The sequence below is a fragment of the Mycolicibacterium sp. XJ879 genome, assembly GCF_053483935.1.
Genome location: NZ_JBEFTH010000002.1, coordinates 1 through 14,058 on the forward strand (window position 1 = coordinate 1; position 14,058 = coordinate 14,058).

The following is a 14,058-nucleotide window of genomic DNA, read 5'->3' on the forward strand; positions in this document are numbered from 1 at the left end:
CCAAACTGGTGTGTATTCGCGTTGGCCCCGACCCGACGGCATCTTGGAACAAACGCTTGCGCGAATAATTCATGCGCAGTATATTTTCGCTCCGTAACATGTTGCGTTGCCCGCGGGGCCGGCTCCCGCGTCAAAGCATGATCCGATCATCGGAGGCCGCGGTGCCCCTTCAGAGCGCCATAACACTGAGGCGAGTAAGAGTTGGCTACTGACTCGGCTACGCAATGTCGTTGCGGTGTGAGACTCGGCGATACGGTGTTGCGCTCCTCCTCAGTGACCGGTGGGCAGTGCGTGCGAGGTGCACACTGTGGCCGCCGCGCCACAGCGACCCAAACAAGCACCCCTGTGCCGGAGAAGGATTCGATTTCTCGCGGCGACACCGTGCACCGGTGGAATCGCGAGTCGGGTATCCGGGTCTACAAGCCCACGCATCTATCTCAACCAGGCAAGCGGCCGAAAGGGGCCGGGGAAGAAGGAGCTCAACACGATGGATACCACCCAACGCTTTGACCCGCGGTTGGCGCCACTGAGCCGGTCGGTTGAACACATGGAGCATCCGCAGCATGTGTATTGCGAAAAGGCGCGCGACGTGCGAGCCGAACGCGTCGAGGGGGTCCTCACCCTGTACTGCCGTGAAGACATGGTCGCGGTGAACCGACATCCCGGCACCTTGGGACTTGGCGGCGGTGGCAGGTTCTTCGGTCATGACAACCCGATTATTCCCATTGAGATCGACGGTGAGGAGCACCGGAAGTGGCGCCGACTGCTGGATCCTATTTTTGCGCCTAAGCAGGTTCAGCGATACGAGAGATCAATTCGGACGCTCTCGCGCGACCTCATCGCGAAGTTTCGGTCCGTTGGCGAGGCGGAGCTCCACGACGATTTCTGCATGCCCCTGCCATGCATGTCATTCTTACGCATTGCGGGCGCCCCTCTTGAGGATCTGCCCTACTTCATGACATTCAAAGATGCCATCCTTCATCCCGAGGCCACGGGCGCGAACTCGATCGAAGAGATCAACGCGATCATGGCGGCTGCAGCCGGACAGTTCTTCGAGTACATCGCAGCCCTGTGCGAGAAGCGACGCGCAGAGCTCGAGCCCGCCGATGACGTCCTCGCCGTATTGCTCAGGTCGACTGTTGACGGGCGCCCAGTCAGGGACGACGAGGTTTACAACATCATGTTTCTACTGATGTTCGCGGGATTGGACACGGTTACTTCGTCCTTGTCATGCATTTTCAGCTGGCTCGGCGAACACACAGACGAGCGGAGGACCCTGATCGCGGACCCCGGTCTCATTCCCGCCGCGATCGAAGAACTGCTCCGGTTCGAGTCTCCGGTGCCACACGGTGCCCGATTCGCCACTGAACGGATCGACCTCGGTGAAGGACTTGTTGTCGAGCCCGGCGAGGCAATGCATACGGTTTGGGCTGCCGCAAATGTCGATCCCTCCGCGTACGAAGACCCACTCAATGTCGATTTCCATCGCGGCCGCATCAACCACATCGCTTTTGCCAGCGGCACGCATCGCTGCCTCGGTTCGCACCTCGCGCGCCTGGAACTTCGCGTCGCCGTGGAGGAATTCCTGAGCGCCATACCGGAGTACGAGGTGGCTGGGCCCGTCGTGTACTCGAACACCGCCGTGCGCGCGGCTCGAAAGCTGCCGATCCGATTTGAGGTTTGAGGGACTAATGCCGCAGCCAGGAAGGAAGGTACGACAATGGTTTTCGAGCAGCCAGTGCTACTCATCGACGGCGAGTTGACGTCCGCCGAGTCGGGTGCGACCTACGACAACATCAACCCTGCCGACGAGACTGTTCTAGGCCAGGCCGCGGATGCGTCGGTCCACGATGCCCAACATGCGGTTTCGGCGGCTCGGAGTGCATTTGACACTTCCAGTTGGAAGAGTGACACGGCGTTTCGGCAGCGTTGTCTGGCGCAGCTACAGGATGCGCTTCGGGAAAACATTCAGCACATCTACGACATCACGGTCGCCGAGGTAGGCTGCCCGCGCTCGATCACCGAGCCAGTTCAGGTCGATGGACCGGTGGACGGCATGTCGTTCATGATCGATCTGGCAGGCACTTATGAGTACGCTCGTCCGCTGCCGGATCGTGTGACCTGGGGAGTCCCAGTCCACCGGACCGTACTTCGCGAACCAGTCGGCGTGGTCGCGGCGATCACACCTTGGAATTACCCCTTGATGCTCAACCTCGCGAAGATCGTGCCCGCGTTGGCCTCTGGGTGCACCGTCGTACTGAAGGCGGCGCCTGATACGCCGTGGACGGCGGCGATGTTGGGCAGGCTCATCGCCGAGCATACGGACATGCCGCCGGGTGTCATCAACGTTCTCACCAGTTCGTCTCCGGCCGAGATCGGCGAAGTACTCATCAACCATCCCGATGTGAACGCGATCAGTTTCACCGGATCGACGGCCACCGGCCGGCACATCATGGAATGCGCATCTCGGACCGTCAAACGTGTGTTTCTGGAACTCGGTGGAAAGTCGGCCGCCGTCGCCCTGCCCGACGCGGATATCTCTGCTGCGACGGCGGCCACCGTGTCACAGGCCGTTATGCATTCCGGCCAGGGATGCGCCGCGACAACTCGGCTGTTGGTGCACCGTGATTACCTTGAAATCGCGACCGAGGCCGCGGCGCAGCTCATGAGCACCGTCGGCCACGGAGACCCCAACGACCCCGACGTCGTGTCGGGGCCACTGATCAACGCACGCCAGCGGGAGAGGGTCATCGACTTCATTGAAAGCGGAAAACGCGATGCCAAACTGGTGGTGGGGGGTGAATCCTCTCGGTTCGACAAGGGATTCTATGTTGCGCCCGCTCTCTTCACCGACGTGCCGAACGACTCTCGCATCGCTCGTGAGGAGATCTTCGGGCCCGTACTGGTGATCACCGGCTATCACACAGAGGACGAGGCGCTCGCGTTGGCCAACGATTCCATCTACGGGCTGGCGGGTGCAGTCTTTTCCGCCGATGTGCCTCGCGCCCAGCAATTTGCCGCTGGGTTGAATACCGGAAGCGTGAGCATCAACGGCGCCATGTGGCTGGCCCCGGACTCCCCCTTCGGAGGCCACAAGCAAAGCGGGATCGGTACCGAGCACGGTGTTGAGGGGTTCGAGGAGTATCTCACGGTGAAGACAGTGGCCCGGCCGGCATGAGGTCTGCGTTGCCACCAAACGGTCGCAGGTTCGGTTCGGCGTAGCTCTGCGCCTGCCGGCGCAGGAGAACGGCGCGACGAGTTCCTTGTACTATGCCAGCAGCTCGTTGGCGAGAACTTCGCGATGGGCCGCCGGGTGGCCGAACAGGTGAAGGTCCGCGCATGCACGGCGATAGTAGAGGTGAGCGGGATGCTCCCAAGTGAAGCCGATACCCCCATGAATCTGAATGTTCAGTTCCGCCACCCGTTTGAAAACATCCGAGCAATACGCCTTTGCCATGCTCGCCAAGGATGGAAGGTCGGGTGCACCCTGATCGGCAGCCATCAGGGCGTTCGCCGCCGCTGTGCGAGCACATTCGACGTCGAGAAGACTGTCGGCTAGTTCGTGCTTAATCACTTGGAAGGAACCGATGGGCCGGCCGAACTGATAGCGGATCTTTGCGTAACTCACAGCCATATCGAACGTGTGTTGCGCCCCGCCAACCTGTTCGGCCGCAACGCACGCGGCCGCCAAGTTGAACGTGCTGCCCAACAAGGGTTCTGCCGCCCCCTCGCCGCCCACGAGTCGAGCCCTGACTCCGTCGAACTCGACGGTGGCCTGTTTGCGCGTCATGTCCAAAGTCTCGGTCTGCCGGAAGTGAATTCCCGGTTCGCCTCTGTCGACGGCGAATAAGGAGATGCCGGATTGAGTCCGCGCCACCACGAGAATAAGTTGTGCCGACGCGCCGTCCACGACGTAGTGCTTTCGACCACGCAGCACCCAGTGGCCGTCGGACGGGGTAGCCGTGGTCTGCACGTCACCGGCATTCCACCCGGTAACGCGTTCCAGAAAGGCAATGGTGGCGGTCAACTCGCCGGCGACGATACGCGGTAGGTAGTCGGCCGCAACGTCGGTGTCATCAGCCGACTGCAGTGCGCTCGCGGCGAGTACAACTGTCGACAAATAGGGACTGCACAGCAGCGAGGCGCCCGCCACCTCCATGAGGACACCCAGTTCTATTGGCCCGCAACCGGACCCGCCGTATCTGGTATCGACTGCCAACCCGAGGAGATCCATTTCCGCCATGTGACGCCACGTCAGCGGATCCCAGCCGATATCGGTCGCCATGAGCTGACGGGTAACCTGTTCGGACGCACGCTCGGCGGTGAACGCACGCACGGCCTCCTGGAGATCGAGTTGGTCCTGCGTCAACGCAAACTGCATTCATACTCCTGCTCTGATTTCTCGGCCAGTCGACTACGGCTTCTGCGTCAGCTGCCTGGCGGTGTCAACATCGCCTGCCATGACTCCGCAGTTCGACTTTGTTGGCCGAGATCCGTTTGAGTGTAAGTATTTCCATCAGGTCCCACATAGGTTCCGGTCGCCGGGTCGTATTCCGCAATCGCGAGTGTGGGCACCGGTTGGACTTGCTCCGTCGAGGATCCGTGGCCCCCCTGCCCATCGGGCTGCGGCGAGGCGGCAGTAGGTAGCTGTGGCACACCCTGGCCGCTGAGCGTGGCGTTCGGGTCACCCTTCCAATTGAGGCCGTCGTTCAAAGGCACGTATTCCTCATCGCTTTCACACATGGCAACGGTCGGAGCACGCTTTCCCGGCTTGGTTGCGCAGGGGAGGTTGCGGGCGCCGCGTACGTGCCACGGCGAGTTCTGAGGAATCCTGCAGTAGAGATCGCCCGCTGGGCGGTCCGGAGCATCCTCGAAAGTTGCGCTGCGTCGTTGTTGTGCCGGGAGGAATCCGGTGTTACAGATCGGGGGGAGGTTCACGTTGGTGTTGAAGCTCAAATAGATCCCCTTATATGCCTGCTTCGTGTTGAGGTTCGCCATCGCCGTACCCTGCAGATTCGCCACCCCTTGCGGAATGAGGACCAGGAGCTGCTCGATATTCGCCCGGTACACCAACGCAACGTCGGCGACGCTGATGAGATTGGTCAGTATGACCGGTAGTGTGGGCGACAAGCTGTCCACCAGACTTCGTGCTTCGTCCGCTGCCAGGGAACCGTTGTCGAGGACGCCGCGAACTGCGTCGTCCTGACGCTGAAGCTGTGAGGTAACGGAGGCGACCTGTGTCGCCCAGTCCTGAATCGCATTCGACGTCTCGGATTGGGAAGCGAGCACGTCGGGGGCGGCGTCAATCAGGCTGGTGATTGCGTCCTGCTGGGCGCGCGCGTCGATGGCAACTCTGGTGGCACCGTTCACGAAGCGAGCGAGCTCGGGTCCGAGTCCGCCGAACGCGGTATATGCCTCGTCCAGAACGACTTTGACGTTTTCGCCCGGGATTCCGTGTAGCGCCCGGTTGGTCGCTTCCAGCAGTTCATTGACATTCGGGGGCACACTGGTTCGTGCCGCCGGAATCACATCGCCGTCCCTCAGGGGCGCGGCCTGGCCGTTGCGCGGGATCAAGGCGACGTACTGTTCGCCGACCGCGCTCTGGCTGTGAACATCTGCGTCAAGGTCCGACGGGATCTTCACATCAGAGTTGAGGTCGAGATCGGCCACTACACCGGAATTGGTGAGGCGGACGGCCGCGACACGCCCAACCTTGCTGCCTCGATAGGTGACATTCGCCTGTGGGTAGAGGCCACCCGCTGCGGGCAGCTCGACCGTGACGCGGTATTGCCCGATTCCGAAAAGCATCTGAGGCAGTCCGACGTAGCCGACCGCCATCACCACCAAACCCCCGATGGCGATGACGATGAACGCGATGAACTGTACCTTTGCTCGGCGTGTGATCATTGTCTACGGTCCCTGGTCCCATCGGTACGGAACGGTGAGTGGATTACCTGCGGTGTACGGGCTGGGGAACTGACCAATCGTTCTTCCCCATTGCAGTTCGAGTTCGGTGAGATCCCCTTCCCACCGCGTTCCGGTGAAGAGGCCGGCATCGATTCTGCTCAGCGTGAGGTCGACGATGAGGGTCAGATTGGCGTAGTCACCGCGCACCCAGTTCTCCAGTGTTTCGTTAGGCCACGGGTACGTCGCGAGATTGCTGAGCGACCTTGTCATCGCCGGGCCGGCGTTGGCCAGCGACTCCAGGATCGGACCGAGCGCCGTGAGTTGTGCGACCAGGCTCTCCTTCGAGCCTTCTATGACGTCGGTTGTCAATCCGCCGAACTTACCCAGCTTGTCAACGGCGTCGACCAGGTTTGTTCGTTGATCGTTCAAAACCTTCAGTGCATCCGGCAGCTTTTCGAGCGCAAAGTCGAGTTTGGGTTTCTGGTCGGCAAACTGGCCCACCAGGGAGTTGAGCTTATCAATCGCGTTGATGATGTCATCGCTCTGGTCGTCGAGGTACCTGACGAACCTATCGATCTCGCCGATGAGCCTCCGCATGTTCTCGCCGTTGTTGCCAAAGGCTTGGCTCATCGCGTGAGTGATGTCCTGGAGCTTTCCGATCCCTCCGCTGTTGAGCAACAGTGAGGCCGCGGCCAATGTCTGCTCGGTGGTGGGGTAACTGCCGCTGGACGCGAGCGGGATGAGTGATCCTTCGCGTAAACGACCGACGGGCTGAGCGTGCTCAGGCGTTGCGAGCTCGATATGAACGGAGCCAAGCAAGCTGGTCTGACCGAGCTTCGCAGCGGCGTTTTCGGGAAGTTCGACGTCACCAGCGAGCCTGAGCGTGACAAGGGCATGCCAGCCTTCGCGTTCGATCTTCGTTACGTTGCCGACGGTGACGTCGCCCACCCGTACCCGCGAATTCTGCTGCAGATTGGTGACATCGGGAAGCTGAACCATGACGTTGTATGCCCCTGGACCGCTCCCGGCGGTGCCCGGCAACGGCAGGGAGTTCAAGCCGCGCCACGAACAACCGCTGGTCAACAACAGACACGCCGATGCAACTACGGTGAGCGGTCTCAGAACGCCCCTCATTGTGTCGCTCCACCGGGCGTCATTAATCCGGCGAGCCCGGCCGACGGATCCGTGGAGACCGAGCGGTGCGGCGCGCCAACCGGGGGCGCCGGAGCGTCCGCGTGCGGCGCCTCCGCGGGCAGTACCTGTGCGGCGGGATTGGCCATCGCGGCGGTGGGCGGCGCTCCCCCGGCAGGGGGTGGACCTGTCAGGCCCCGCACCCGTCCAGCCTCCGTTAGCGGAGCCAGCCAGTCCTCGCTGAATGTGACCTCGTTCGGACGCGCCTGGGCTCCTACGAACGGATTGAAGCCCAGCGGCGGGAAGTTGAGCTGCCGATTCTTGACGATGGGTGCCAGATACTGCACGCACAGCTTTGCCGACTGATCGCTGTTCATCCGTGAGGCAGCCTGAATCGCAGCACAGATGAACTGGATCGGATTGGCGAAGTTGCCGACGGCCGCGACCCCCGTCAGAGCACCATTAGAGGGCTCGTAAATATTGACGAAATTGGCGAATGCGGTGGGCGTGATGTGCAGTGTCTGCTTGAGATCACCGATGCTGTCGCCAAGCGCCTTGCTGATCGATGCTAGCCGATCAAATGTCGTTCCGACGGGTTTGCGGTTCTCCTTGACGAAGCTCTCAACGTCGCGCACTGCGGTGTTCAACGTTTCGATCGCGTTCTCGATGGCCTCTGGATCGTTGGCCAGTAGACCCGACACCGCGTCAAGGTTGAGATTGAGTTGCCGCAGCAGGTCGGAACTGGATTGAAGACCCGTCGTCAGCAACGATAGATTCCGGATGCTCCCGAACAGGTCACCGCTATGGTCTCCGAGAGCCGAGAAGGTTTTCGACAACTCGATGATCGCGCTGCGGATAGCGCTACCCTGTCCACGGAAGTTGTCAGCGGCGGTGTTGACAAAAGCACCAAGAGTGCTGACGCCGCCGGCTTCTGTCGGCTGAAGTGCCTCGGTGAGTTTCTCGAGTTGTTCTCGCAGATCGTCATATTCGACGGGCACCGCGGTGCGGTCTTGCGGGATGACGGTTCCAGTGGTCATCGCGGGCCCACCGGTATAGGCGGGCGTGAGTTGAATTGCCCGGGCTGTCACCAGTGTCGGATTGATGATGACGGCTCGGGCGTTTGCGGGCACCTTGTGACCGCCGTCGACGGAGAAGGTGATCCTGGTGCGCGTGGGCTGGGGTTCGATGGCATCGATGGTTCCTACACGTACGCCCAGGATCAGTACGTCGTCGCCGACGTACACGCCATTACTTTCCTCGAAGTACGCTATGAGCCGAAGGCGCTCGGCCCGGTTGCTTAGGTCGATGGCCACGATCGCGCCAAGCACGAGGCAAGCTACCAGGCCGAAGGCGATCAAGAGCCGCCTTCTGCGCCACAACGAGAGTCGGGTCATCGTCCGGTACCTCCCTCGTTGGTGTGCGTGGTGCCGGACCCCTCTTTGGGAGCGACCGACGGTGACACTTCGTTCGGCACCGGGTGGTAAACCGGCGCGGGGGTGGGCTCGGCTGTCGACTGCAATCCGGGCGGTGCAGGGGCGGGTGGGCCAGGCGGCGGGCCTCCGGGTTCGGGCGCTGGAAGCGGCTCCCGGTAGGGATAGCTGGGATCACCCGGAACTCCGGTAATTGCGTCCGGCAGAGTCAGTCTCGGCGGTCCGCCTTGGCCGGTGCGGGGGTACGGTGCCGGCAATGCCGGGGTGCCTGGTTGCCCAACGGGTGGATCGGTGAGCTCCGATGGCAGAAGCACGTTCGGATCGAGGCCCAGATCGGAGAACGCCGCGTCGATAAACGGCTGACTGAACTGTCCGGGAAGGAGGTTTGCGACGTAGGCGTTGAAGAAGGGCCCTGATGCGACTGCCTCTCCGAGCGACATCGCATATGCGTTAAGCAGCTTTATCCCCTTCTGGACCTGCTCTTTTCGGTTGTCTACGATGGTGAGCACACCATTCAGCCGGTCCAGGGTCTGGTGCAGGTCGCTGTTCTCGGCCACCAATCCGGATAGTTGCACGCTGAGCGCCCGGATGTTCTCGGCTATCGACTCGAGTGATCCGCTCTCGGTGCGTAGTTCGGCCAGTAGCAGGTTCGTGTTGCGGATCAGATCGACGATCTGTTCGGTCCGTTGTCCGAGAACATCGGTCGCCTTCCTGGCGTTCGCCAGCAGATCACGAAGTTGAGCGTCCCGGTTGTTGATTGCCTTGGCAAATCTGGTCATACCCTGGACGGCGACCTGCAGATCTGGCGGCGTGTCTTTGAAGGTTTCCGAGAGAGTCGCCAGCGATTCTGACAGCTGCACCGTATTCAAGTCGCCGACCGTCGTCGTCAGTTCGCTCAGTGCATCCGTCAGCGAGTAGGGCGAGGTGGTCCGGTCGAGCGGAATCGGTCTTGTCAGGCGGCCCGTCCCGCGAGGCGTTACTTGCAAGATCTTGGTGCCGAGCAGCGTGTTCGTTCTGATCGCAGCCTCGGTTCGGTCTCCGAGCGCTATGTCGTCGTCGATCGTGAACTCGACGACCGCTTTGGATTCGGCGAGGCGCACCGATGAGACGGAACCGACGCTGACTCCGGAGACCTGGACGTCCGCCCCCGTCCGCAGCACGGCGGCGTCGGCGAAGTACGCGCTGTAGGCGTCGCGGCCGGCGAAGGACGTCAGTCTGTCCAGAGACAGCCCGCCCAACACGATCGCCGAGACGGCGGCAGTCGCTATGACGCCGACAGCCATTGGGTTACGTTCCGCGAAGCTTTTCATTTCGGTGCGCACCGCCCGGTGGATTGACCCGCCATCTTGACGAAGACGGGCTGCCCGCCCTTACCGTTGAGCTTCAGCAAGATGTCACAGAGGTAGAAGCTGAAGAAGTTTCCGTAAATGCCTTGGCGAGCGAGCACCTGGTAACGGTCAGGCAGTGTGTTCAGCAGGTTGTCGAGATACTCGTGGTCGGCGACCGCAAGAGACGCGACGCGATCGAGTTGACCGACCGTGGTGTGTAGCGGGGGACGGGCTTCCTGCAGGAGTCCGGCTACTGAGGCGGCGGCCCTATCGAGGTGCGCCACGCCGTTGGCGATGTCGGTCCGGCGCTGAGCCAAGCCATCGATGAGTTGAGACACATTGTCGACGCCGACGTCTAATTGCTTGCTCTGGTCACCAAGCGTTGTCATGACGGCGTTGAGGCTGGAGATGACTTCTCCGATCAAGGCGTCACGGTCGGCCAGCGTGCTGGAGAACGAACCGACATGTGCGAGTAACGATCCGAGCACTTCGCCTTGCCCTTGGAATGCGCGTATCAACTCGCCCGTCAGCTCGTTAACTTGCTTAGGGTTCAGCGCGCGGAACAAGGGCCGGAATCCGCCGACCAGTGCGTCGAGGTCCAACGCCGGTGCGGTGCGGTCCACGGGGATCGTCTGCCCGGGGCGGAGCCTTGCCCCTGCCTCGCCCTCCTCAAGCGCAAGGTATCGATCGCCGACGAGATTCTCGTAGCGGATCACGGCTCGGGTGCCATCGGTCAGGTGTACGGTCCGCTGGACATTGAAGTCGACGGCCACGGTCGTGTCCGGTTGGACGCGAACGTCGCTGACCTTCCCGACCTCCACGCCACCGATACGCACCAGTTGGCCGGACTTCAATCCGCTGGCATTGGTAAAGATCGCACGGTATGGATCTCTGTCGTCGAAACGAAACTGGCCGAACACTGCGATCATCGCGAAGATCCCAAAGAGGCACACCGTGATGAAAACGACGAGACGCCACACCGTGCCCCGAAGGCTTTCTCTCATCCGGGTTCCTCCCTTTAGCTTCGTGTTTCGTCGGTCATGGCGATGGTGCAGAGTTGTGCGGCGTCGCCGGCGGCGGGCCCGCAATGTCCGGCGCCTCGGCGGACGCCGGGCTTGGTGGTGGCGGCGGAGGCGGAGGCACAGCAACGGGTAACCCCGGAGAAGGGGGGCCCTGGCACCGAACACTGGGTGGTTCGGGCACGGCCCGGGTCACCGGTAGATAGTTCGCGTAGCAGGGGTGCCCGAGCCCGGGATTCGGACGGATGTCGATACCAGCGCTCCATCCGGTATTGGTGACCATCGCGCGCACCGGGAAGTTCTCGTATGCGTGGGGAAGCGAACCGCATCCAGGCCGGCCACCAGGACCTCCCTTTGCCGCCACGATCGGCAGATTGTTCGGATAGACGTACGGGTCGTTTCCGAGTAGTACCGCCGCGTCGACGAGAAGTGTCCGCCCGTTGCCGCCGGCGCCCGCATAGCCACCATTGTCCAGCCACCACTTCGCCCCAACGAGAAGACAAGTGAATGAGGGTTGGTATTTCATCAGCAGGTCCGTCGTCGGTCGCAACAGGTTGACAAGGTCGACGATCCCGTCCCCATTCGGTGCCAGCATGGCTGTTCCACTGTTGGCGAAGCCGATGGCGCTCAACAGCATCGAGTCGAGCGCACTCGCACGGTCTGTAATCGTGGATCCAGTGTTGGCTGCCGCATCCAGGATCTCCAATATCTCCTGTGCCGCAGAGGCGTACGTCGAACTGAAGTCGGCTAGTTCGCGCCAGTTCACATTTATCACGTCAGCTCGGGCGTTGAGCGCGGCCACCACGGAGTTCGCGCCGGCGACGGCGTCATTAATCTGTTGTCCGCGCCCGCGCAGTCCTTCCGCGAGTGCGGATAACACCCCATTGAGCTTCTCGGGATCGATCCGCTGGATGAGCGAAACGAGGTTGTCGAAGACTGTGTTGACCTCGGTGCTCACGTTCTGTGACCGCAGAACCGCTCCAGCTGCCAGTCTTGCTGCACTCGGCTGCTCGGGAATGATCAGGTCGATGTGCTTCGACCCGAAGGCAGTGTTGGCGGTGATCTGCGCAGCGACGTTGGCGGGAATGTAGTCGAGTTGTGATTTCAGAATCTCCAATTGGAGTCTCACCGGCTTGTCGCCTGTGCTGATGATCTTGTCGACGCGGCCTACGTCCACGCCGCGTAGTTTCACTCGCCCGCCGGGCTCCATCATCAACCCGGATCGCTCCGACGCCAGCGTCACTTGAATGTACGAGGTGAAGACACGCTCGAACGCCAGCCAACATGCCGCAATGTAGACCGCCATTACCGAGACCAGGATTGCGGCCCACCACCGGCGTGTGATCGCCCGTTTCTGTCTGTAGGTGGTCATCGCATCACCCCGAGAAGTTGAAGTTGCCCGTTGGGCCGTAAATAGCCAGCGAAACCAGCAGATTCGATGCAATTGCCATGACGAGGGAGGCCCGCACCGCGCGGCCGACGGACTCGCCGACCCCAGCTGGACCACCACTGGCGGTGTATCCGTAGTAGGTGTGAATAAGCATGATCACCACGGAACACGCGATTACCAATACGAAGGACCATATGAGGTCCACCGGCGACAGGAAGGTGTCGAAATAGTGGTCATACACACCCACCGATTGCCCATAGAGCAGGACCGTCACCTTCGCTGCCGTGAATGCCGTCATCGACGCGACGCAGTACAAGGGAATGACCACGATGACACCCGCGATGACTCGCGTTGAGGCAAGGTATGCGACCGACTGAACACCCATCACCTCCAGTGCATCTATCTCCTCATTGATCTTCATCGCACCAATCTGCGCAGTCGCCCCGGCGCCGATCGTGGCCGCCAGGCCCACAGTGGATACCATCGGTGCGACTACGCGGGTATTGAGATATGCCGATGCGAAGCCCGTCAGCGCCTCGACACCGACTTGCGACAGCGCGTCATAGCCCTGCACAGCCAGCACTGCACCGGCGAACAGCGTAAGAAACGCGACTATCACCACCGTTCCGCCGATCAAGGCCAGTGCCCCTGTACCGAGGCTCATTCCAGCGATAGCGCGCACCAACTCCGCCCGGTAGCTCACGAGGGCAACCCAAATGAGACGTATTGTGTTGGCGTAGAATTCGCCTTGCCTACCTAACGCATCCCAGGCGTCGGTCAGCCCCCCGAGCGGCCGGAGCGCCATGGTGGCGCGACCGGGCAGAGCGGTAGTTCTCATCTGTTGATCACCTGCAGACCGGTCGCCGTCGCTACCACGTTGATGACGAACAACGCCATGAATGTGTAGACGACGGTTTCGTTTACAGCGTTACCGACACCGGCGGAACCGCCCCCTACCGACAGGCCCTTGTAACACGCGATCAGGCTGGCCGCCAAGCCGAACAGCATCGCCTTCACCATTGCCACGATGACCTCTGGAAGTCCCACTAAGAGCGTCAGATTCGCGACATACGCACCCGGAGTGACATCCTGAATGTAGACGGAGAAGATGAACGACCCTCCCAGTCCGACGGAAGTGACCACGGCATTGAGCATCAAGGCGACGAAAGTCCCCGCGATCACACGGGGCACGACGAGCCGTTGCACCGGATTGATGCCAAGCACTCGCATGGCATCGACCTCCTCACGGATCGTCCGAGCTCCCAGGTCGGCGCACATCGCTGTCGCGGCGGCTCCTGCCACAACCACCACAGTTACGACGGGTCCAATCTGATTCACGGTGGCCATTGCTGCGCCGCTGCCTGACAGGTCTTTCGCCCCGATTTCGCCTAACAAGATGTTGATCATGAACACCGTCAAGGTGGTGAACGGTATCGAGAGCATCATCGTCGGCAAGAGGGAAACCCGCGCGACGAACCAGGTCTGCAACAACAGCTCGCGCCACGCGAATGGCGGCCGCAGAGTGAGCACGAACGCATCGAGCGCCATGGCGAAGAACTCACCGACGCCACGCACGGGCTTCGCAGCCACAGCCTGCAATGTCATCAACTCTCACCTGCCTCTCGCATGCGTCGCTTGAACTCGGTGCCGGGTGACGTCACGCACCTGCTCACCGATCGCCGCTGTCTAATTATGATCAGCTAGCTCTACTACACTAACGCTTGAACGCTGGTCTTGCAGTCATTATGAGATTATTTATGTGCATGATATAGCCGAGATTAGCAAGCCGTCCGTGCCGTGTCCAGAATCTCTTCCTTCGTTGGGCGGTGTGACGCAACGTCGCGGTGCGCTTC

The 14,058-nt window shown here is 61.4% G+C and carries 11 protein-coding genes; 2 read left to right on the forward strand and 9 right to left on the reverse strand.

The features are described from left to right. The first annotated feature begins 487 nt into the window (after positions 1-487). Positions 488-1,684, forward strand: a complete 1,197-nt coding sequence (locus tag ABQF13_RS03715) for a cytochrome P450 (RefSeq protein ID WP_448391397.1) — start codon at positions 488-490, stop codon at positions 1,682-1,684. 36 nt (positions 1,685-1,720) lie between these two features. Continuing rightward, complete coding sequence (locus ABQF13_RS03720) at positions 1,721-3,178, forward strand: aldehyde dehydrogenase family protein (RefSeq protein ID WP_448391398.1); 1,458 nt, start codon at positions 1,721-1,723, stop codon at positions 3,176-3,178. A gap of 90 nt (positions 3,179-3,268) precedes the next feature. On the opposite strand, the gene ABQF13_RS03725 is transcribed toward ABQF13_RS03720, so the two are convergent. The 9 genes from ABQF13_RS03725 to ABQF13_RS03765 are packed head-to-tail and all read right to left on the reverse strand — an operon-like array spanning position 3,269 to position 13,810. Continuing rightward, positions 3,269-4,381 carry an acyl-CoA dehydrogenase family protein gene (locus ABQF13_RS03725; protein ID WP_448391399.1) on the reverse strand — a complete coding sequence of 371 codons (1,113 nt, stop codon included), beginning with the start codon at positions 4,379-4,381 and terminating at the stop codon, positions 3,269-3,271. Positions 4,382-4,428: 47 nt separating this feature from the next. After that, positions 4,429-5,907: an MCE family protein gene (locus ABQF13_RS03730; RefSeq protein WP_448391400.1), complete on the reverse strand. Its 1,479-nt coding sequence runs from the start codon at positions 5,905-5,907 to the stop codon at positions 4,429-4,431. Between the two features lie 3 nt (positions 5,908-5,910). Next, on the reverse strand, positions 5,911-7,041 hold the full coding sequence (locus tag ABQF13_RS03735) for an MCE family protein (RefSeq protein ID WP_448391401.1): 1,131 nt from the start codon (positions 7,039-7,041) through the stop codon (positions 5,911-5,913). Continuing rightward, positions 7,038-8,432 carry an MCE family protein gene (locus ABQF13_RS03740; RefSeq protein ID WP_448391402.1) on the reverse strand — a complete coding sequence of 465 codons (1,395 nt, stop codon included), beginning with the start codon at positions 8,430-8,432 and terminating at the stop codon, positions 7,038-7,040. Before ABQF13_RS03740 ends, ABQF13_RS03735 begins: the two co-directional genes overlap by 4 nt. Further along, positions 8,429-9,778: an MCE family protein gene (locus ABQF13_RS03745; protein WP_448391991.1), complete on the reverse strand. Its 1,350-nt coding sequence runs from the start codon at positions 9,776-9,778 to the stop codon at positions 8,429-8,431. The genes ABQF13_RS03740 and ABQF13_RS03745 overlap by 4 nt, the downstream gene beginning before the upstream one ends. Further along, positions 9,775-10,800, reverse strand: a complete 1,026-nt coding sequence (locus tag ABQF13_RS03750; protein ID WP_448391403.1) for an MCE family protein — start codon at positions 10,798-10,800, stop codon at positions 9,775-9,777. The genes ABQF13_RS03745 and ABQF13_RS03750 overlap by 4 nt, the downstream gene beginning before the upstream one ends. A 34-nt stretch (positions 10,801-10,834) precedes the next feature. Then, positions 10,835-12,187 carry an MCE family protein gene (locus tag ABQF13_RS03755; protein ID WP_448391404.1) on the reverse strand — a complete coding sequence of 451 codons (1,353 nt, stop codon included), beginning with the start codon at positions 12,185-12,187 and terminating at the stop codon, positions 10,835-10,837. A gap of 4 nt (positions 12,188-12,191) precedes the next feature. Next, the gene (locus tag ABQF13_RS03760) at positions 12,192-13,010 is read right to left on the reverse strand and encodes an ABC transporter permease (protein ID WP_448391992.1); all 819 of its coding nucleotides are present in this window, start codon (positions 13,008-13,010) and stop codon (positions 12,192-12,194) included. Between the two features lie 29 nt (positions 13,011-13,039). Continuing rightward, positions 13,040-13,810, reverse strand: a complete 771-nt coding sequence (locus ABQF13_RS03765) for an MlaE family ABC transporter permease (protein WP_448391405.1) — start codon at positions 13,808-13,810, stop codon at positions 13,040-13,042. Positions 13,811-14,058 lie beyond the last annotated feature (248 nt).